Origin of the sequence: Wolbachia endosymbiont (group A) of Lypha dubia (genome assembly GCF_964028575.1) — a bacterium.
Taxonomy (GTDB): Bacteria; Pseudomonadota; Alphaproteobacteria; order Rickettsiales; family Anaplasmataceae; genus Wolbachia; species Wolbachia pipientis.
In genome coordinates, this window is record NZ_OZ034796.1 from 82,965 (window position 1) to 104,410 (window position 21,446).

At 36.1% G+C, this 21,446-nt stretch carries 15 protein-coding genes and 1 pseudogene; 4 read left to right on the top strand and 12 right to left on the bottom strand.

The window, feature by feature from the left end:
- Positions 1-23: 23 nt before the first annotated feature.
- The 7 genes and pseudogenes from gpW to ABWU72_RS00495 form a co-directional block, all read right to left on the bottom strand.
- On the bottom strand, positions 24-242 hold the full coding sequence (gene gpW, locus ABWU72_RS00465; RefSeq protein WP_353284050.1) for a gpW family head-tail joining protein: 219 nt from the start codon (positions 240-242) through the stop codon (positions 24-26).
- Positions 235-2,052, bottom strand: a complete 1,818-nt coding sequence (locus ABWU72_RS00470) for a phage terminase large subunit family protein (protein WP_353283773.1) — start codon at positions 2,050-2,052, stop codon at positions 235-237. Before ABWU72_RS00470 ends, gpW begins: the two co-directional genes overlap by 8 nt.
- A gap of 316 nt (positions 2,053-2,368) precedes the next feature.
- Complete coding sequence (locus ABWU72_RS00475) at positions 2,369-2,860, bottom strand: IS630 family transposase (protein ID WP_155968340.1); 492 nt, start codon at positions 2,858-2,860, stop codon at positions 2,369-2,371.
- 19 nt (positions 2,861-2,879) lie between these two features.
- Positions 2,880-3,227, bottom strand: a complete 348-nt coding sequence (locus ABWU72_RS00480; RefSeq protein ID WP_155968342.1) for an IS630 transposase-related protein — start codon at positions 3,225-3,227, stop codon at positions 2,880-2,882.
- A 51-nt stretch (positions 3,228-3,278) separates the two neighbouring features.
- Positions 3,279-3,689 (bottom strand): annotated as a pseudogene (locus ABWU72_RS00485) (hypothetical protein); the annotation flags it as partial.
- 19 nt (positions 3,690-3,708) lie between these two features.
- Positions 3,709-4,947, bottom strand: a complete 1,239-nt coding sequence (locus ABWU72_RS00490) for a DNA modification methylase (protein ID WP_353283774.1) — start codon at positions 4,945-4,947, stop codon at positions 3,709-3,711.
- 126 nt (positions 4,948-5,073) lie between these two features.
- Complete coding sequence (locus ABWU72_RS00495; protein ID WP_353283775.1) at positions 5,074-5,532, bottom strand: Holliday junction resolvase; 459 nt, start codon at positions 5,530-5,532, stop codon at positions 5,074-5,076.
- Positions 5,533-6,363: 831 nt separating this feature from the next.
- Between ABWU72_RS00495 and ABWU72_RS00500 the strand changes: the two genes are divergently transcribed.
- Entirely contained in the window at positions 6,364-7,368 is a 1,005-nt protein-coding gene (locus ABWU72_RS00500; RefSeq protein ID WP_410530106.1) for a virulence RhuM family protein, read from the top strand.
- Positions 7,369-8,507: 1,139 nt separating this feature from the next.
- Here the strand turns inward: ABWU72_RS00500 and ABWU72_RS00505 are convergent.
- Together ABWU72_RS00505 and ltrA (ABWU72_RS00510) are read right to left on the bottom strand one after the other, a co-directional pair.
- On the bottom strand, positions 8,508-10,064 hold the full coding sequence (locus tag ABWU72_RS00505; protein WP_353283776.1) for an ATP-binding protein: 1,557 nt from the start codon (positions 10,062-10,064) through the stop codon (positions 8,508-8,510).
- Between the two features lie 129 nt (positions 10,065-10,193).
- Positions 10,194-11,498, bottom strand: coding sequence for a group II intron reverse transcriptase/maturase (gene ltrA / locus ABWU72_RS00510; RefSeq protein ID WP_017531706.1), 1,305 nt, complete (start codon positions 11,496-11,498; stop codon positions 10,194-10,196).
- A 792-nt stretch (positions 11,499-12,290) separates the two neighbouring features.
- Between ltrA (ABWU72_RS00510) and ABWU72_RS00515 the strand changes: the two genes are divergently transcribed.
- Positions 12,291-13,205 (top strand): Rpn family recombination-promoting nuclease/putative transposase, encoded by a 915-nt coding sequence (locus ABWU72_RS00515; protein WP_353283777.1) that lies wholly within the window; start codon positions 12,291-12,293, stop codon positions 13,203-13,205.
- 3 nt (positions 13,206-13,208) lie between these two features.
- Here the strand turns inward: ABWU72_RS00515 and ABWU72_RS00520 are convergent, their stop codons facing one another.
- The 3 genes from ABWU72_RS00520 to ltrA (ABWU72_RS00530) all read right to left on the bottom strand — a co-directional run bounded on the left by ABWU72_RS00520 (position 13,209) and on the right by ltrA (ABWU72_RS00530) (position 18,574).
- Entirely contained in the window at positions 13,209-15,275 is a 2,067-nt protein-coding gene (locus ABWU72_RS00520) for an ankyrin repeat domain-containing protein (RefSeq protein ID WP_353283778.1), read from the bottom strand.
- A gap of 56 nt (positions 15,276-15,331) precedes the next feature.
- Entirely contained in the window at positions 15,332-16,297 is a 966-nt protein-coding gene (locus tag ABWU72_RS00525; protein WP_353283779.1) for a DEAD/DEAH box helicase family protein, read from the bottom strand.
- A 498-nt stretch (positions 16,298-16,795) separates the two neighbouring features.
- A complete protein-coding gene (gene ltrA, locus ABWU72_RS00530; protein WP_353283780.1) occupies positions 16,796-18,574 on the bottom strand; it encodes a group II intron reverse transcriptase/maturase in 1,779 nt (592 codons plus the stop codon).
- Between the two features lie 966 nt (positions 18,575-19,540).
- On the opposite strand from ltrA (ABWU72_RS00530), the gene ABWU72_RS00535 reads away from it, so the two are divergent.
- Together ABWU72_RS00535 and ABWU72_RS00540 are read left to right on the top strand one after the other, a co-directional pair.
- A complete protein-coding gene (locus tag ABWU72_RS00535) occupies positions 19,541-20,968 on the top strand; it encodes a hypothetical protein (protein WP_353283781.1) in 1,428 nt (475 codons plus the stop codon).
- Between the two features lie 276 nt (positions 20,969-21,244).
- Complete coding sequence (locus ABWU72_RS00540; RefSeq protein WP_353283782.1) at positions 21,245-21,439, top strand: hypothetical protein; 195 nt, start codon at positions 21,245-21,247, stop codon at positions 21,437-21,439.
- Positions 21,440-21,446: the final 7 nt, after the last annotated feature.

Consider the following 21,446-nt stretch of genomic DNA (forward strand, 5'->3'; position numbering starts at 1 on the left):
GTTCCTTTCAACGATTTTTATCATTATATGATCCCTTTATTCGTTGAAATCACAATCTTTCTCTTCACACCTGCAACTTTTAGCTCAGCTTTAATTCGTTGTCTTAAATCCAATAGATCTTTTATCTGAATTTCTGCGTACCTAACCACATGATCACCATATGCAATCGATACTACTCTCTCTCCGCTCTGTAGCTTCCTTATCGCTTCTTCAACTTGGGCTAAATATTCTTGGCTATACATCATCATTCAACCATTGACTTCTTCTCACTCTTTTTGACTTTTTAGCTTTTTCACCTTCCCATTTACTCTCTGACCAACGATCAATCCCCAGGGCAATAGACGCTGCTCTTGCGTAAATTCGGCAATCTAGTACTTCATTTCGATCTCTTATCTTTTGCCACTCTTGTTTGGTATATCCTTTTACTACCTTGGTAATTAATTGCTCTGCAGTTAGTTGCTTAAAATATTCAGGTGGATACTCTGGAAAATGACAATACCCTGGCGCCCCTTCTGTTAAAACATTAAGTAATTGAAAAAGCTCGGACTTTAATATCGATACTCCAACTGGCCACAGCTTCATTCCTCTCTTTAGCTTTTGTCCGCTAACTGTTACATCTACTCTACTTGGGCTGCTCAGTGGCACTAGCGCTTTATTTGCCCCTTTTACTGCCATTACTCTTCCAGAGCCTTGATGACTTCTTACCCAGTTGTATACCTCTTGTGTTGCATACCCGGCATCAATTGCCATCATGCTTATCATGTATTCAAGCCCATTTTCACCGATAAAATGATGATTTAATAATTCCGAAAGTTTTCCCCATACTTCTTCTCCTCCAGGATCTCCTTCAAATACCTGGTAGTCTATTGACCAACTTTCTCGGTTTCTTCCCCATGCTACAATTTCTGCCTCTAAACGATCTTTTTGTACATCAACCCCTGCCGTTAACACTATTTTTCCACCTTTTGGCACCATGCCTATCGGAAAATTTTCTCGACGCTCAAATAGTTGCTTCCAATCTGGTACTTCTCCCTTATCTACCCAGGTTTCTCCCAGTGTTGTATTTATCCAAACTTTCAGTAATTGTTCATTTTCCTTTGCATGCAGATAATCTTCCACTGCTTGTTTCCAACTATACCAGCCTACTGGGCTATATAAGCTTGATATGTGAAAACCTATTACTTTATCATTATTACATTCTGTGTTTGTTGCTCTCCATTCTCCACGGGCTAGCATCTCTGTTTTCTGATGATTTTTTATTTCTCCCCTACACTCTATGCAAACGTAGTGCGCTGTTGCTGGATTCTTTTCTTCCCACTTTATTTGTGGCCATTTCAGCACCTGATAGTAATTACAATGCGGACAAGGAACAAAAAAGTAACGTTTGTCTGAACTCTCAAATTCTTTTTCTATTCTGCTTATTCCGTGAACCGTCGGTGTTGATACCAAAAAAATCTTTCGACGAGCAAAAGTATTAGTTCGGGCTATGCTGAGTAAAACTGGATCTCCTTCTCCTCCTGAATCTCCTGGATACGCATCTACTTCATCAAGAAAAAGATATTTTACTGGCATAGAGCGCAGACCCACTGGACTATTGGCACCTGTTACTACTACCGTTCCTCCCGGAAACTCTTTGCTCTGCACAGTATTCCCTGAATCTCTCGATCTTGGGTCTTTTACCTTACTTTTTAAACATGGCGTTTCTTCAATCAGTGGCGCAAATCTTCCTTTTGACCAACGTTTTCCCATTTCTACTGTTGGCTGCACTACCAGCATTGGCCCTGGTGTTTGGTCGATTACATAACCTATCCAATTATTTCCAGCTTCTGTTCCTCCTATCTGCGCTCCTTTCATGAATACCACTTTTTCAACTGGTGAGGACGGAGAAAGCGAATCCATTATTTCTCTCAGGTACGGCGTTCTTTCTGTCCTCCATTTTCCTGGTTCTGATGATGCTATCGTTGAAAGTTTACGATTCTTATCTGCCCACTCTGATACTTTAAGCGGTGGATCTGGCCTTAGCCCTGCATAAAAACTACTGCTATAGATCATAGTGTTATTTGCTGCTGAAATTTTGCTACTTTCACATCGGTCAGAATAGAACGTTTGCAGTGGACATCAGTTAGCAAAACAACTGAGAATAATGACTGCAATTATTCCTGCATACGCTGTAGAAATAGAGATAGCTATTGAGCCTATTATTATAAGGCGTCTACTAATTTTCTTTAATAATTTTAAATTATTTGAATATAAATTAACAGTAGTCATTAAAATGTATTTTTCGATAATTCTTCGAGGGCATTGGTAATCTCTTCTGTTAACGTTTTATGGATCTTCTCTGTGTCGTTCATCGATGCTATAGTATTTTCTAAAATGAATGATAAATTTCCATTATGGTATTACCAACCAAAAGTTGTAAGTCTGTATATTTATGCATTAAAGGTCTGAGGCGGCTTTTGATGGTATTCCAACAATGCTCTATAGGGTTCAAATCTGGTGAATATGTTGGTAGATAGAGCAAACGGCATCTAGCATTATCTATTAACTCCTTTGTTTTGGGAGTTTTATGGAATGTGGCATTGTCCATAACTATTGTAGTACCATGTGGCAATTTAGGTAATAACATCTTCTCTAACCATGTATTGAATACCTCTTTGTCACACCCACCTTTGAAAGTCATTGGTGCAATAAATCTCTTTCCAATCCACCCGCCTATTATACTGATTCTCTCTCGTTTTCTTCCTGGAATATCTGCATAAATTTTCTTTCCTATTGGAGCACGTCCATACTCTCGGTATAACCTATTATCAACTCCTGCTTCATCTATATATAAGATGCTGGAATGGTCTATTTTTGAGATTTTATCGGTAAATCGCTGCCTATCTTCTTGATTGCGCTCTTGATATAGTGTAACTTTTTTTTAAAGTAATTCTTAGCTGTTTCAGCCTATACCAAATTGAATTTATTCCAAATCCAAGATTTTGTTTCATCTCTGCCAGCGTATGATCTGGATTCTTTTTAACATATTCTTCGAGTATTTTTGGGTCTATTTTTCGAATAAAGCTGCCGTTTTTCGATGGCCTTAGGCTTTCACCAGCGGCTTTCTTTCTTAACCAGCGGTACAGAGTTGCTATTCCTATCTCCAAAAGCTCTGCCACCTCAACCTTTGACTTCCCTTTTTCTATCATCGATACTGCCCTTTCCCTTAAATCCACACTATACGCCATTATAACTCAAATAGCTTATTATACCTTTATCATTTACTTTGGGAAGTACTATAGTAATGCTGATACTCTGTCTGGGATATTCAAAAGATTGTTACGAACCACTCTTGCCACGTTAAATGCTTCGGTTTTTACTTCTTCTACTGAGATAAGTTCACCAATTTCAGCTTTTGCCTTTGCCTCCAGCAGTCTTCCCCGCTCCATCTCGTTTTTAATCCGAGTTTTAAGCAACATCGTGGAAAGTTCATTATTTCCTCTTTTTTCCCCTTCTTCTCCGCCTTTTCTCCTCAGTGGTTGACTTGGATCTCTAATTGCTTCTATTGCTCTATTTGCTTGTTCTCGGTCAATCAAACCATCCTCCAGCTCAACTATTCCTTTCTTTACTAAATAACAGACGTATTGCTTTGAAACTCCTAGTTCTCTTGCCCATTCCGTCTGCGTTACTTTCGACCCTCCTCTTTCCACTTTTTTTCCTCTTTTTACCTTACTGTCTTGATTCTTGAATTTGGGCAAAGGTTTTGCCAGTATCCGAAAGTATCGCTTCTCTTCCCGTATATACTCTCCAGCGCTTTATGGATATATCAACAAATTTGGGATCAAGTTCTACGGTTCTACAGATTCTTCCTGTCCTCTCACAGGCAATTAATGTACTTCCAGACCCGCTAAATGGATCAAGAACTATGTCTCCTGGTCTACTGCTGTTTACTATCGCTCTCTCCATTAACTCCACTGGTTTCATCGTTGGGTGCAGCGAGTTGTACGTTGGCTTATCGTAAAACCAGAGATCACTTTGATTACGGCCTCCATGCCACTCACGTTTATTGCCGTTTTTCCAACCATAAAGTATTGCTTCGTATTGTCTTTGATAATCAGATCTCCCTAGTGTAAAATGATTCTTTGCCCAAATGATGAATGTCGACCAACGACCACCTGCTTCTTCAAATACTTTTTGCAAGGTTGAAAGCTCAGATGATGATGCACAAATGTAAATTGCCCCTTTGGTGTATGCTAAAACGTGAGAACAAATGTCATACAGAAAAAGTTCGTATTTTTCACCTTGATCATCGTTTAATATCTTCTTGTCTTCTCTTTCCTGACTGTCACCATATGCTACGTTATACGGAGGGTCACACACGGTAATATCTGCCATTTTATCGTCTAATACCGCTTTAAATGATTCAACCAGACAACTATCACCACAGTAGATTCTATGACCACCTAAAATCCACAGATCCCCTGGTTTTGTTATTTCCACTTTTTTGTCATCACCAGCTAAATCAGAAAATTTTTCTCCCTTTTCCCCTTGTTCTTCCCTTCCATCAAGGTTATCAAGAAAGCGTTGGACTTTTTCTAGCTCAAATCCAGTCATTTTGAGGTCAAACTCCAAATCTTCTAACTCTTGAATTTCCACTTTTAAAAGCTCATCGTCCCACTTTGCCCAGTTAGCTGATTGATTTGCTAGTAACCGAAAAGCCTTGGTTTGTGCTTCACTTAAATTATCACTGAGCACTACTGGAATACTCTCCATGCCCAGTTTTCTTGCTGCTTTAAGTCTTAAATGACCATCAATCACAGTGCCATCGCTTTTTGCAACTATCGGAATACGAAAACCAAACTCCCGAATTGAAGCGCACATTCTGTTTACTACATCGTCATTCTTACGAGGGTTGCGCTCATATTCGACAAGATTTTCAATAGGATAGTAGTGTGTTGCTAAGTTCATATTAGTGTATTAAATTGCTATGTTTAAATTCTTAACAAAAAGTTAACAATTAAAATACTTCTGACGCTAGAGAGGGCCCGGGGTTTCGCTCCCAAATCAGCCTGACTGGCGGAAAGGACCCACTTCCTATGTGCTATCTAGCATGTTAAAATCTTTACTAAAATTATTAACATAGAACATCAACGCCAAAGCATCAGCTTCATTATCGTCTTGAGGGAAAAAACCTTTGCCTTTCACAGCTTCAATTACTTCACCCTTACTTGCATTGCCTTTGCCTGCTATGAAACGTTTTATCGTCTTCACCGGAACACCTTTGTATGGTATATGATGCTTTTCACACCAAGTAGCTAAAACGGCAAAGAAACCACCATAACAATGCGCAGCATCTGTTCCTAAATGTCTTCTTACTTCCTCAAAATACACTGCAGAAATATCTTTCAAAGAATTAAGCCAATTACTAAAACTTAAAAAGCACATTCCACCTCCACTAAAGCGGCTACCATGAAAGTTTTCACTCCCACTTTGAATTACTCCGTCTTTGAGAATTGCCCAGCCTGTTTGTTTGCCGAGATCGAGTGTTAGCATTTGCTATTATTTAAAACTGCAAGTAGCACTAAATATCATTTGGTTCCTTCAAAATACGCTATGAATGGGTTTTTGTTGGCCAATGACAAGAATCTTATGCTACCTACCTTAGTTAGGACTTGCTATTATATATATTCACCGATTTTACAAAAACTGTTCACTTTTTTTTAATTTTTCTTTGCAAAGCGTAAAAAACGTGCTAAACTCACTCATGAGTTTACTATACAGTAATAGAATTACTAAGAATGCCATTTATTCGAGTTCTAAGGGGCATTATATGCGTTCTTTGGTAATGGTAGTACCCTAAAGTTGCATCTAACCTTAAAACAAAGTTTTTACCTCATCTAAAAAAATACAAATTCTCAATTACGTAACTTACCAAAAGCCTAAATTTCTTTTGCTTCCTTCAATCTTTTCTACTCTGTTTATTTGCCGACTTTTGTGTTTGAAGCACATCTACACTCAATGCCCCTATACTCCGGATTTCTCACCACTTTTTCCGGGATTTTCTGAAAAAAAGTTAAAATAATTTGAATGCAGCTCAGAAATTAAAGAGAGCCTAAACTTTAAGAACCCGCTAAACGGAAGTCCGACCTCCTAGACACCTTACTATTTGAGTTGTTTCCATTTTGGAAATAACTGTTTACTGGAGCTGAGAAGAGGTCACATGAATTTTTGATAAAACAGACATTCCCCCTCTATCTAGCCCATTAATAAGTTATAATAGCCCTCTAAAGACGTTTTAAAGAATTTAGTTGCAGTAGAGACAATTAATTGGTTAAATTCCTATTGATGATCAATGGTTTGTTTGTAAGTTATAGGAGATAGATAATGGATGAGAATAAGATTGTATTTTATACTACTCCAGGTGGAAATATAGAAATTGAAGTTTTATGCAGAGATGAAAATCTTTGGCTTACGCAAAAAAGGATGGCTGAATTATTTGATGTACAACTGCCAGCTATTAGTAAGCATATCAAGAACATATTTGAATCTGGTGAATTACAGGAAAAAGAAGTTGTTTCCACTTTTGAGGTAACCGCTGCAGACGGTAAAAATTACCCAACACAACTTTACAATTTAGATACAATTATAGCTGTTGGTTATCGAGTTAATTCTAAAAAAGCAACATCTTTCAGAGTATGGGCTACAAAAGTTTTGAGGGATTTTATCATCAAAGGATTTGCATTAAATAGTGAACGATTAAAAAACGGAGAAAAATTTGGCAAAGATTACTTCAATGAATTACTTGAAAAAATCAGGGAAATACGAGCATCCGAACGTAGATTTTACCAGAAGATTACAGACATTTATGCCGAATGTTCTGTAGATTACGATCCAAATTCAGAAATAACAAAACAATTTTACGCAAAAGTACAAAACAAATTATATTGGGCAATTTATGGTTTAACTGCAGCAGAGTTGATATGTTCTCGGGTTGATCACAAAAAACCACATATGGGGCTAACTACATGGAAAGATGGTCCAGGTAAAAAAATTCACAAGAGTGATGTAAGTATTGCGAAAAATTACTTAACTGAAGAAGAACTAAGTGAACTAAACCACATTGTTTCGATGTATCTAGATTATGCAGAACTTCAAGCAAAAAAGAATCGGCTGATGAAAATGCAAGACTGGGCTGAAAAATTGGATGCATTTCTATTGTTCAATGATTATGAAGTACTTAAAGATGCCGGTAAAGTTAGTGCTGAAGTTGCAAAAGCCCTGGCTGAAGGAGAATACGAAAAGTACAGAGTTATACAGGACAAATTACATGAATCTGATTTTGATGAATTAATTAAAGCAAGTAAAGAAAGTGAGAAAATAACTATCTAACTACAACAAAAACCAGCTTGTAGTTGAGTTATCTGTGTTTGACATCTTGTTTACCACCTTTTGTTTTAATTTTAAGGGGGGTGAAAAATTGTCCCCTCCCTTCAGAAAGCCCTATATCTCTGCTTTTTTTGACTACTACAAAAGAAGCTTTTCTGTTGGAGACGTAAATAAACTTTGCTCTTTGTCTCCATTTTAAGCAGCAATCAAATTTTACGAGCTTCTGTCTCTTCTTCTATGGCAGTAACTTCAAACTTTTTTCCTTTAGCTTCATCTACAATTTGCTGATAAAGATTGTTTCATCACTGAGAGTTTTGCAATCAATTGCTCAGAGGTTTGCAATAAAAGTTGTTGTATTCTCATATAGTCTCCATTAACCCCTTCACAAGTTGTTCAATCTTTTTTGAAAAATTTTCTTTGCAACCAACAAAAAAACATGATAGACTAGCTTTAGGGTTTTTTGTAATAAATAAAAATTTGAGATAAAAAATAATTTAGAAATGCCTCATAATCGATTTTTAAGCTACCTTACATGAGCAACTTAGGTCTTGGTGGTATAATTGTACCCTGAAGTCGTAGAATCGTTTTAAAACCGCATTAGCAGACCAACGTTTATTTGAGTTTTATCAGCATAAAAAAAAGATGAGAGTAAGAGCCTTTTAAAAACGCACTAATTGTATTTTTCATTAAATGTAAATATCTTAATAATATTTTGTGGCAGCCTTTCTGGACTTCTTTCTTTTTGCTGTTTAAGTTATTGTACTTTATCTGTATTTTACTATTATTTTATATTATCTATTATTATTTATTACTATTATATATATATAATATATAAGGGTTTTAGGAACGTAGAATCCGCTATACTGGCTGACTTCAGACACATAATAACTAGGAACACTTTTAGGAATAGAGGGCAAAAGGTTAGGATTCAAGCGATCTTTAGCTTCCTAGTTTCTCATTACTTATTTAGTAACCAAGGAATCAGGAATATAATTCAACCATTTGATGTCTTATCCCTTTTTAATTGAAATCATAACTTATAATAGGGTTGTGGCTCCGAAGTTAGATTGAGTAGATGGTAGATTGAATAGAGAAAATAGGGCAACTCTAAAATATTTAAAGAGCCACCCATAAAGAAAGACTTATCCTAACATTAAATTTTGCCTATAGCTAAAATCTTCAGCTCCAAGAGTGAACTTTCCTATACCACAAGCAAATGGTCCAGTTGGAATGTCAAGCCACTTATCCTCTTTTGCACCTGTAGACATTCCTTTAACTAACTGCTTTGCTTGTAAAAGTTCCTGAACTATACGCTCTAGTCGATCTCTTCCCATGCTGTGAAAAACTTCAGGTAGTCTATGCCGTTGTTTATATACTCCTGTGCTTCCTGTGTGAGTAAATGGATGTCCTGAAGCAGCAGATCGTGTAATTGCATCAGTAAGACATATTTTAAGGTCTTTTTCACTAGCATTTTTAACTGTTAGTTGTATTGTTATATCTTCTAGTAGCCCTGTTTCCTGATTTCTTAGGTAAGTTCTTACAGTGCGATCAGCTAAACCATTGGCCTTCACAACTGCCCCATGAAACAAAGCATTCTGTCTTGGTGTTTCTCCTACTGCCTTAAAGATTTCTAGCCTAGCTGTATTTTCTATTGGCCAAAAAGCGTATGAGCATCTAACACCATTAACAAGAGCAGAGGTACCTCTAATTGCATCGCGTGCTTGTTCAGCAGTTAATATTGGTTTTTCTCCTTTTGGCTTTCTCATGTGATGAGCAGTAATTATCGAAGCTCCAGTACTACATGCTAAATCAGATAATAAGCACATTAGATAATCCCCTACAGCAGGATCAGCATTTATATCTGCATGGATAAATGAAGCAAGTGGATCAAATACTATCAATTTCAGATCTTTAATTTCCTCGAGCTGTTTCATTACGGATTCGAATTCAGAAGAAACTTCGACGATTTTACCACGAACATTTCTGAGTATTGTAAGTGATCCTCTGACGTTTGGCAGTGGTACAATAAATAATTTATCTTTATGTTTCAACCTTTCACACTTAGGGTCAAGTCGTTCTAAGCGGCGGTGTATCTCACTTGCATCATCTTCTGCTGAAAAAATCACTACTGATCCATGTTCAGTAACAAGTGAACCAAAGCCACACATCTGATCCTTATCACTTGCAACCTTAAGCGCTAGGTCAAGAAGAAGCATACCTTTGCCTGTATCTCCCATTGCTGCTATTATTGAAGTAACACCTAAAGGAAATAGACCTTCAACAAGAAACTTTTGCTCTGGTACCGGACCTACAAAGCGCTCTGCACTCCAATCTAAAATGTTAAGTGGCTGTTTTGTGGATCTTTCTAAACTTTTCATATTTGAAGTATCAGTAGCTGGAGTATCAATAGTAAGTAACGGAGTTGAAGCTAAAAACTCTTTGACATCTATACCTTCCTCTACACAATCAGCAGCATCCCATTTCTCAGGTTTACCTTGCGGAATCTCAAGAACAGCAAGTGATGCAACTCCAATTTCTAAAAGCTTATTTCCAACATTTTTAGCATATTTGGCACCTGCTTCATCATTATCTGGCCAAATAATAATATGTTTACCTTTAAGTGGTGACCAGTCTGTTTTATCAATTGGTGCGTTTGCTCCAGACATTGTTGTTGTAGCTGTGATACCTTGTTCTATCAAGCTTTCTGTTTGGTAGAAGTCATAGTTTTAAATCCTCCTGATTAAGTTTTATCGCTATGACTCCCCCACCAGAACCGTGCTTGCAGCTTTCCCGCACACGGCTCCACAATGTAGTATTCACAGCATTTCCTATTTTGTATATAATGAGTAGCATATTCTTGGTTTTGGTAATGGATTAACTTGTAGATAGTGTATAAATTGCTTTGAATTCATACTCTTCTTCTGACTACGTCGGTTTATCCATTTATACGCTAGCTTGATTACCCGCCAGAAGAATTTATTCAACCACCGGTAATTTCCGCTAACTCCGAAGTAGTTATAGTGTCCTGTTAGTTTTGCTTTAAGTATTGACCACCAATCTTTAAGGTGAACTTTATTTCGGATCTTTTTCACCCATTCTTTGATTTCTTTAAGTTTTCTAGATAGATTTTCTTTCGAGGTTTTATGACCTACCATTACTCTACCTTTACGACTCCTTGTACCATAATGGGTGAATCCTAGAAAGTTGAAACTTTCCGTTTTTCGTTTCTCCCTTATTCCTTGTTGCCACTCCTTTTTGCCAAACTTTACTATTCTTGTTTTGTCTTCAGATATTTCCAGTCCAAATTTTCCTAGCCTTTGTTTCAGTGACTCTAAGAGTTCTCTAGCATCTTTTTCTCTTTCGCAGCAAATCAGGTGATCATCTGCATACCTAACTAGCTCCATATAACCTTTAGATCTTAGCTTGAATTTCTTTTCAAACCACAAATCCAGCACATAATGCAAGTATATATTAGCTAGTATAGGACTTACTATTCCCCCCTGAGGTGTGCCTAGTTCAGTTGCTTCATAATGTCCTGCTTCGACTACTCCTGCCTTAAGAAATCGTTTTACTAACCACAGTATGTTTGGGTCTGTTATCCGTTCTCTCAAGCATCTCATTAGCCATTTGTGCTGGACATTATCAAAGAATTTCTTGATATCAACTTCTACTACATAGTTAGTTGGTCTGTACATAACTGCTTTATTTAGTGCATTTACCGCTTGATGACAGCTTCTACCAGGACGAAAACCATATGAGTTATCCAGAAAGTTAGCTTCATAAATATTTTCTAATATCTTCTTCAGCATTATCTGGACTAACTTATCTTCTGTAGACGGTACTCCAAGCCCGCGTTTCTCTTTGCTTCCAGCTTTTGGTATATATACTCTTTTCACTGGTTGCGGTTGATATCGCTTTCTTTTCATACTATCCACCAGAGTGTTGAGCTTCTCTTCAAGATTTTCTCCATAAGCTTCTACTGTCACCTGGTCTATACCGCATGCTTTGTTATGCTTTAGCTCTTTATAACATTCAGCAAGATTCTCTGCGTTTATCAGATGAATTAACGATGTAAATTTCAATCGTTTATCTTGCCTGGCTCTTACTGCTATCTGATTTAGTTTTCTTTGCACGTTATTCCAACCTCCGTTGTATTGGCATAGCAATTCCTAAACCAGTCACTATATTGCTGACCGCTTCCCCTTGTATGTGGCTTTCCCACACTCTGAGTACTATCAATCAGTCCGACTTCCTTTATATCTTCCGTCAGTACTCGCCTTTGTTGACTTGTTCCAACGTACCTTAATAGGAATACAAAGGATCTCCCAAGTTTACGTAAACTCCATCTCAACACGTGATACGGCCTCAGATCCCGATAGAGTGAGTGATAACTTGCCCTATTGTTACCCTTCTTGCTGTCTTCCACTATATGCAACGTGTCGACCTCTATGACATCGAGAATTTCGGGACTCAATACCTTCACTTTCGTTGTACCCTGTGTTGTCCATTCCACTAGCTTTACTACGCTCGTTACCTTACGCAGCATAGTGGTTTGTTCCAGCCTGCTGGCTAGGCTTTGCCTGGGTTGGATTTTCACCAACTGGACTTTACGCACTTTGCTTGGCGCACGCATATTGTCACCTTTGTTGAAAACTAGTATATTAAATGTCTATGATGTGACAAGCTAAAATGGTAAGTTTTAAAAGTTCACACCTAAAATAGGTATAATTCATGGGCTGGGCTTGTAAGCTGCTTTATAGCAGAAAGATGTACAAAAGGACCTCTAAGATGCGTAGTAGCATTCTAAAGCCATCTATGGGAGACATTAACGCATTCAAAACTTAAAAAAATAAACTAAAAATAAAAAACTTGAACATTTCTTCACAATTGTGTATAATTATTAATGCTTTCTAGGTTAATTCATCATGGCTTTTTCTAAATTTCTAGATCCTAAATTTGACCTGTCCTTCAAACGAGTGTTCGGCACTGAGAAAAATAAGAATATCCTTATTCACTTTTTAAATGATATCTTAGGCTTTACTGGTGTTAACACTATACAAGATGTTGAGTTTCTTAGCACTATCATGAATCCTGAAATTGCTTCTGATAAACAAAGCATTGTTGATGTTCTTTGTAAGGATTCATACGGAAATAGGTATATTGCGGAAATGCAACTCGCTCGTGATAAAGGCTTTGAAAAACGTGCCCAACTTTATGCTGCTAAAGCTTACTCCAGACAATCTGGCAGTTACATTGATTTTAAGAAAGTATTCTTTATTGCTATTTCTAATAGTACGTTATTTCCTCCAGAGGTTGAATACATTTCCACTCATAATATACGAGAGATAAAAACTAATGGCCATTATCTAAAGGATTTTCAATTCGTCTTTATTGAGCTGCCGAAATTTACAAAAAACAGAGTAGAGCAACTAGAGAGCACAGTAGAAAGGTGGGTTTTCTTTTTTCGGTATGCAGAAAATACTACAGATGAAGACCTAAAAGATATTGCAGAGAAAGCCCCAATAATAAAGCTAGCATATGATGAATTAGACAAATTTAGTTGGAATGAAAAGGACCTAGCGGCATACGAAGAAAGAGTATTGAGTGTACAGAAAGAAGCTGCTATTTGGGAACAACGTCTTGATGATGCTTCTGCTAAAGGTAGGGAAGAAGGCATCCAAATCGGCCATGAAAAAGGCAGAGCGGAAGGGAAAGAGGAAGGCGAACAACATGCTAAAATAGCTATAGCCAAAAACTCACTCAAGGCCGGTGTCTCTATTGATATTATAGCTGAAATCACTGGCCTTTCCCTTGATGAAATCAAAAAGTTAAGAAATTAAATTTCACGTAGTTGAAACTTGAGCCTGAGCCAAATTATGAGGAGTAGTAACATCATTAAAACTACTTCTAGGCTGAGGGTTTTCTTTAGCATATTTGAGTCGTTTAAATATTTCAGAATCTACACCTATATTCTTCTTAGCATAATCATATAAGAGCTGCAGTAACTTTCCACCAGCTTTAATAGCAATTTTAAGAGTCGTATTTTTATCATCACCATCTGGAGAGTAATTCAAACTTGGCTTAAAACCATATTTACTTTTTGGTTTTAGTAAATCCTTTATCTCTTTTAGTAATGTACCTAGCTTACCCTTACCTTCTTCTTCTGTTGCTTCTTTTACTTTTTTAAACAACTTTTCATCTTGATCTTTTTTTTGAAGAAATATTTTTTGATTTTTGCTCTTCTTAAAAGATTGAAGTTCTACACAACCAACATTAACATTCGGGCTAGCAAGTAGACATTCGGTTATTCTAGAATTGTTCGCAATTTGTAGCGCTAACTCCAAAGGAGTAAAATTTTTCTCCCCCCTAGCATTAACATCAGCTCCTTTTTGGAGAAGAAGTTCAATTACATACAAGCATTTACTTTTTTCATGTGATGATAACGCAAAGTATAAAGGAGTATTACCACCATTATCCTTAGCATTAACATCAGCTCCTTTATCCAGCAAAAGCTTAACCATATTCCCATTACCTTGTCCTGCTGCTATATGTAAAGGAGTACAACCATTATGACCCCTAACATTAACATTAATTCCTTCCTGTAACAAAAATTCAACTAAATTATAAAAACCTTTTGCTACTGCACAATGTAATGAAGAAATAGGATTTTTTTTATCTTTTTTTTGCAAAAGCGTAACAAAAGGACGAAGAGCCTTCTTATAAAAAGATAAAAGATTTTTCCTTTTATGCCCTTCTAACATTTGATTAAATAAAACTACTACATTAGATATATCCATTGTTTTAAATTGTTTTATTAAACTCATTTCATCAGAAGCCAGAGCTTTTAATGAGAACATGACCTCTCGAAAATGTTCTTCTTCCCCTTTACGTAGCAATTTTTCTGCTATATTTTTAGCTTGCTCCATGTTTTCTTTCTCTATTAAATTTAGTGCTATATTTTTAGCTTGTTCTATGTTTCCTTCATCTATTAAATTCAGTGCCATATCTCTCCATTCTTCGGGAGAAGATTCTTCTTTCTTAATATCCTCTATATTAATTATTTTCTCCCCTTCTGGTTTTATTACTTGCAATAAATTACACTTTTTTTCATCATCTATAATATAAACATTATCGATAGCACGAGTAACTCCGACATATAGAGCATTCATATAGAATTTATATTCCTCAAAAGATTTATCTTCCTTATCCTTATTTCTTGAAGTGTTAACATCCTTTTCATTATATGAACTACGAACTTCACTAATAGTATTTTCAATCTCCTTCTCATCTTTATTTGGACATGCTACACTCAATATTTTATTATAAGCTTTATCAGATGTGAACTTGTAAAGAATCACATTTTCAAACTCTAAACCTTTGGCTTCATGTATATTAAACACAAGCGGAGTACCAAATAATTTACGAGCATCTTGTTTATTCTCATCATCCAGAACTAAAATAGCCCAATTTATCGACTCAGATACTTTTTTTGCCATTTCCTGTTCTTTATCCTTAGCAAAAAAGCTAACATTACCCGTGTTTTTAGTATCGTTTGTCATGAAAAAAGCTTCTCTTTCATTCGCTGTTAATTTATCTTCTGAAGCAAAACAATAATTCTTAAGGTGTAATATACGATTGGCGAGTTCAATAACTTGCTCACTATTACGGTAGTTCTTGTCGAGAGTATAAAAAATCTCTGACTCATTGTTCTTTACATATCCATTTTGACCGAGAAAAGACTTTAACCTAGATTTAGAGAAAAAACTAGGGTGTATCACTTGATTAGCATCACCACATAATAAAAAGTTACTCTTATTCTCATCTTTTAAGCTCTTTAATATTAGATCTAACACGCTTTCAGTTAAATCCTGAACTTCATCTACAACAACCGCATCATAATTAGCCTGCACCTTTTGAATACACTCATGGGCGATGAGACTAGTATCATAATATCCAGAACTTTTTTCTATAAATTTCTTGTATTCTCAAAAAGGCTATAGATATTAGCTCTTTTCTCTTTAAGAAATATAGCTTGTCTATCTCCTAACTCTTCATACTGCTTCCTTCCTAAGCCTCCTCCCGCTATCACAGCTATAAATTCTTCGAATATTTTATCTCCGTCTTTTGCATACTTCCTGAATTTACCTTCCTCACATTTTTTGTTGAACCATAAAAAAAACTCTCTCCTATTAATTGGCTTCTTTCCTTCTACATCTTTTTTTGCTACCTTTTCAAAAAATTCATGAATGGATAAAAAATCAATTTCTTCTGGAATATAAGTCTTTAATTCATCAGTAGTTTCATCATAGCGTTCACATTCAAATAACTTTTTCGATTCATTTACAAGATTTTTAGATTTTGTAATATATAGAACTTTTCCTCCCTTGAATTTCTCTTGTATCTTTTTAAGGCTTTCCAAAGTCACTGATGTCTTTCCGCTGCCAGCAGCTCCACTAATAATTAAAGGTAGTCTACACTCTTCAGTACGTTTAATTATACCTTCCTGTGTTTCACTGAAAGTAACAAGCTTACCAAGCCAATTAGCTCGCTCAAGATCTTTAACCTCAACTATATCAGAAGATTTTTCAATTGCTTCTTCTTCTGTTTCTTTTATTTCTATGCTTTTTGTTTTGTCTGTACTTTTAAGAAAGCGTGAGTTCTCGTAATCATGATTTGGTATTACTTCTAATATAACAAAGACATCTTCGCCATTATGCTCTATACTCGTAAATAATAACCTGTCACTATCACTTAATTTAGCTCGAAGATATTTAATGCCTCCTCTACTAGATATGAGTTTTATATTCCCCTGACATGTAAGTTTATTTTCTTTTAAGTCTTTAATTGTTGTATTGAACTTTTTCCTTAAAAAACTTTCACCATTACCTAAATCATGGTCATTAAACTCTTTGTAAAAAAATATAGTGCTCATAACTTTTAGCTTCAAAATAATCTTAACAATCAGACTTCACTCTTAAGGGTATCATGATATCTCTGATTTGTCAATTTTATCAGTAATTTAACTAACTCCTTTATATTCTTAAATCTCTCTTTATAAGTCCTGACTAGCGTATAGAAAACCTTCTTATTAGTATTTAATTTCTATTATTGCAGAATACCAAAAAATATTTTTGTGTAGAATTGAAAGTAATCATATACATCAAATTAAGGAAAAGTAGCATGAGAAAAGAAGAGTGGTAAAAACTGATCTTAGCCAAAAAAGTGGTGGAAAAGTTAGGAATGTTTTTGCAAAAAGGACGATATTAATAAAAAGAATTTTATTCTATTTGAGATATAAAACTATCATAAATTTTCCTTTTATTTCCGAACAAATTACTATTAATTTAGCAAAATATATCACTAATAACTTAAATATTATAACCATGTTTAGCAACAGAAACCAGCAAGTGTGTTATCTAAGTGAGGAAAGTCACCTCTCCTCACTCGACTTCAAAACCGGACCTGATAGTTTCCCATCATCCGGCTTCTCTCTAATTTGGTGCTTGTCATACATACTTCCATGTAATTGATCGTGGCAGTGCTTATGAAGCAAGGATAGATTTTTCATGTTATTATTGCGTCTATTGCGATCTTGATGATGCACATGTGCTAAATCATCAAACCTAAACCAAAGATAACAGTAATTACATTTACCTTGCTGTAACTTCAGTAATTTTATTACTCGTGACGATCTTCCTGGCAGTTTACTTAAACGACTTCCCCAATACGGCCAATCTCCATCATATGGAGATCTATTTCCATTTACTTTGATATGTCGTTTAATAGCATGATCCCTATGTCTAATAAGATATAGCTTGTTACTTACCATATACCTCCAATTGTCGTTACCATACTTTTTAAAGTATTTTCTTTTGACCCAACACCTTCTTTTGTCATGGTGTCTATAGACAGCCCATTTCCAAAGTTTGTTATGCATAGAGTAGTCTAATAAGTTAAAGACTTTACTTGAGACTACCGAGGTGTAATATTGGCTCCAACCCCTTATTATTGGATTAAGCTCTTTTATTACAGCTTCTTGTGGTGCTGCTCGCAACTCTTTAAGCTTATGTTTAATAGATAACAAGTGTTGGCTTATAGATTTACGACTTGGTTTAATCAATAACTTGTAACCTCTCTTATTTTGACGTGTTTGATAATGCCTTATTGAAAATCCAAGAAAATCAAATCCTGGCTTTTCCCCATTTAGGGATTTTAGTGTATGTGCAATTCTTGTCTTTGATGACTTTAATTCTAATCCGACGGGTTTTAGCCATTTTTCAATTAGAACCTTTGCCTTCAGGACAAGTTCTTCGCTCTCGTGTAAAACCACAAAATCATCGGCGTACGTAATTACACTAACTGAATTTTGTGCCTGTTTGCGAGATACTCTACCATATTTCTTTTTCGCAGATTGGAAAAGTTCTTCCTTAAGTTCTTCTTTGATATTTTGTTCTAGTCCATATAGTGCTACACATGCAAGTAATGGAGAAATTGCTCCACCTTGAATTGTGCCACGTTTAGTGGGATTAAACTTTTTATCTTTCATAGTGCCTGCTTTCAACCATCCTTTTATAATTCTCTTTAGAGTTGGTGTGGTATTAAGTTTTTCAAGCAGTGCAGAATGTTTAATATTATCAAAGCATCCGGAAATATCAGCATCCAATATAAATGCTGTTTTCTGACCAAGTGCGATAAATATAGCTGCTATTGCATCATGACACGATCTACCAGATCTAAAACCGTAAGTGTTAGGCTCAAACTTTGCTTCCCATTCCGGTTCTAGTGCCATTTTGACAAGTGTTTGCTTTGCTCTATCTGCTATTGTAGGAATACCGAGCGGGCGATACTCCGATGGCCTATCAGATTTTGGGATCCTTACCCGTCTTGATGGCTTTGCCTTCTCTCTTATATTTAAAGAATTTGCTAATAGCAATCTTTCCTTTTTATTAAGATTAGACTTTCCATCAATACCTGCAGTCTTTTTCCCTCTGTTGTCCTGAGTTACCCTCCTAACAGCGAGCATTCTTGCACTTGTTGATTTTAGTAATAATCTCTGAAGTTTATGCATCTTCTTGATATCATTACATTTAGAAGCTCGGTAAATTCGTTTTTGTAGCTTAAATGAAGATTTCTCCAGCTTGCGCCAGGGGGTTTCATTCCATTCATACCTAACATTTTGTTGGCTCATAACATATTCACTACTATTCACAACTTTACCTTCCAAACTACAGTGTTTACGTCTGCATATCCCAAATATTACTTTAGGCATTAGCTTCTTAAACAATCCCTCCACATAGAAGCATTCAGTGGACCACCTTCTTAGTTATCCTTTTTAAACAAAGGATAATAAGAGCTTCTGTGTGGTTACTCCGTTCCATGAAATCGTTTCACGTTAGACTTAGGTTCTTACTATTTGCCGGGAGATTGAAAACATCTTAATTGGACGTTCTCATTCCAATTATTCATTCCTCCATACCTTTTGGTTTATGCGTATCAACTTTATTTCGCATATCACAAATAACGACAATTCTGACATAAGTTCCTTTCGTAACCATATCTAACTTTCTTAGGGGGATTTATTACAAAGTTTAATATTACCCCTTTTTAATCCATGCTTGCACCCTAAAAATTCGCCACTTTCCTAAAGTGTGGATTATGCTTTCAACCCGATGTTAGGGCGGATGGAATTTAACCATCACGATTTCACGACTTTCGGGTCGCACGAGAACTGTTCGTTTTGGAATCGCGTGGTCTAGAGTTAAGATCTTGGATATTTTTGAGCACCTTTAGTAAGTAAGCGTTTCCTCCATTTTCAAGTTTGAGGTTTAGTCACTATTTGTATTGCTCTGCCTCTGGTGCTCTCTCCTTTGATAGTAATTTTTATATCATTACACTCCAAATACAATATGTTGCACAATGTTATGCCAGAGAGTATAATAAACAAATACTTTACAAGAAAAAGTGGTAGTGGAGGCAAAAGTGAACATTAATAAGAAGGAAAGCGCATGCTAGAGCTTGAAAAAGCAGCAAGAATATTATTGAAAGGTTAAAAAGCGTATGATATAATATATATAGTGTAAAGATGTAAATAATTTTATTGACATCTTTACGTTAATACTTCTTAAATGTTTAGTACTATAGAATTAAATTATTAAGCTTTATGAGTGGAGTAAAAATGGTAGAAAGTTTTACAGGCAACAACAAAGACAATAATTTAATTGATGGGGCAAAAATAATGGAAAATTTTTCAGGTAATAACGAAAACGGTAGCTCAATCTTCCAAGGAAAAATCAGGGAGCAAGATTTCTCTGCGGAGCAGAAGCTAAACGAACTAAAAGCAGCCATAGAGGAGCTTGACAGACAAGATTTGCTCAGAAGGCTCGAGTGTGAGCGTCAGGCTTCTAGTTGTATCGATGAAATATCATCTCAAGCAGAGCTACATATCGAAGATGGTGATGAGGATTACTTCGATTGTGAAAAACCACTGGGAGATTTCTGGAATTTCTTTGAATCTCTCTTCAACCTCTTTGAAGTAGATGTAGATGATCCGAAAATCTACCAAATGCTCAAGGAGAAGAAAGAAAAGAACCTGATTGCTGCGATAATGAAGTTTTTGCGTGATAAGCTTAAGGAGTTAATCAAGAAGATCTTCACAAGTAATTTAGATTTGAGTTGGGACAAGAGGTTGGACAAAGAGATAAAAGAATTGCAGGAGAAATTGGGCAGTGGTGAGTTGTCAGAAGAAGAGTTTGCAAGGGTGTTCGAAAGGCTCAGTTTGTTGCAGGATCTTAAACTAAAGTTACAAATGGCCGTTACTGGATGGATTATTACAATGTTCGCAGAGATGTTTGGGGTTGAGCTAGCAGCTATAGTAGAGGCATCTAAAGAAGAAACAACTAAAGCAGAAGATAAAAAAGCAGAAAAAACATCATTAAAGGAAGAAGCAATTAAAGAAGTTCATAAAGATATAGAAATCAAGGTAGATGAAAGAGAAAAGCCTAAAGTGCCAGTTTCCCTTTTTGACGCTTCATCTGGATCTGTAAGGTCAACTCCTCTGAGAAAACCAGAACTAGATCTTTTACAAAAATCTATGAAAGAACTAATGCTTAAAGAGGTTATAAAGGAGGAGATCCGCGAGATAAAACCAAAAGTGGAAGAAGAGAAAAAAGCGAAGCCGGAGGTAGCTGTGTGTCCACAGAAAGTTCCGGAGAAGAAGCCCGTGGTGAGTGGAATAAAATTTGATTCTGAAGGTCTAGAAGAGAATATTGCTTTCAAAGAAAGGGATACGAATACTAGTGTTAATGGAAGAGGAATCACGCTGGTCACTAATGTACAAGGAAACAAGCTTGATAATGGGAAGAAAAACGAGTCTGCTAGTTGTGCAGAAAGTCGTCTGAATGGTAATGTTAATAGTGTTAATAAGAAAGAAGCGGATAACCTTTGCACCGAACTTGCAAAAGAACTTGCCAATTTTAAAATAGGTGTTTGGAAAGGTGCTGAGAATGAAGGTTCTGTAAGTAATGTTCAACCACCAAAAGGATTGACTAATGATGTCAAAGTTGAGAAATGTGTAGAAGGTCAGTCAGTAGGAAAGACACCATAGAGGGGATAGCTAGTACTTAGATGACAAAAAAGACTGGATCCCAGTACTGGATGACACCCATAACCTTGTCATTCCAGTGCGTGACACTGGAATCCAGGGGCATAGAGATAGGTGTCGACAGTTCGTCATTCCGCTACGTGTTAGCGGAATCTAGAAAACTTAAGTTTTATGAATAAAGAATGAATAAAATTTTATGCTAAAAAATATAAAAAAAGTGCTTGCACTACAATTTATTTTTAGTATATTAGTTACATAATATTTTTACTTAGGGGCAATATGCATAGTAATAATGATAAAAAAGATAGCGATAAAGGGTTTACTCCAAGCAGCAGGTATGAAAAGTATAGCGGTTCTAATCCAGTGATGCTTGAGGCACGTGAAAGACAGAGACGTGAAAGTAGCAAGCCTAGCTCGCAAATGGAGAGTAGTAGTTCTACTAGTGCTGGCAGTAGTAAAGGTAAAAGTAAGTAATGTTGTT

Bases quoted from the DNA above. Each gene is read 5' to 3' on its own strand.
- gpW (WP_353284050.1), bottom strand. From the start codon at position 242: ATGTATAGCCAAGAATATTTAGCCCAAGTTGAAGAAGCGATAAGGAAG.
- ABWU72_RS00470 (WP_353283773.1), bottom strand. From the start codon at position 2,052: ATGATCTATAGCAGTAGTTTTTATGCAGGGCTAAGGCCAGATCCACCG.
- ABWU72_RS00480 (WP_155968342.1), bottom strand. From the start codon at position 3,227: ATGGCGTATAGTGTGGATTTAAGGGAAAGGGCAGTATCGATGATAGAA.
- ABWU72_RS00490 (WP_353283774.1), bottom strand. From the start codon at position 4,947: ATGAACTTAGCAACACACTACTATCCTATTGAAAATCTTGTCGAATAT.
- ABWU72_RS00495 (WP_353283775.1), bottom strand. From the start codon at position 5,532: ATGCTAACACTCGATCTCGGCAAACAAACAGGCTGGGCAATTCTCAAA.
- ABWU72_RS00500 (WP_410530106.1), top strand. From the start codon at position 6,364: ATGGATGAGAATAAGATTGTATTTTATACTACTCCAGGTGGAAATATA.
- ABWU72_RS00515 (WP_353283777.1), top strand. From the start codon at position 12,291: ATGGCTTTTTCTAAATTTCTAGATCCTAAATTTGACCTGTCCTTCAAA.
- ABWU72_RS00525 (WP_353283779.1), bottom strand. From the start codon at position 16,297: ATGAGCACTATATTTTTTTACAAAGAGTTTAATGACCATGATTTAGGT.
- ABWU72_RS00535 (WP_353283781.1), top strand. From the start codon at position 19,541: ATGGTAGAAAGTTTTACAGGCAACAACAAAGACAATAATTTAATTGAT.
- ABWU72_RS00540 (WP_353283782.1), top strand. From the start codon at position 21,245: ATGCATAGTAATAATGATAAAAAAGATAGCGATAAAGGGTTTACTCCA.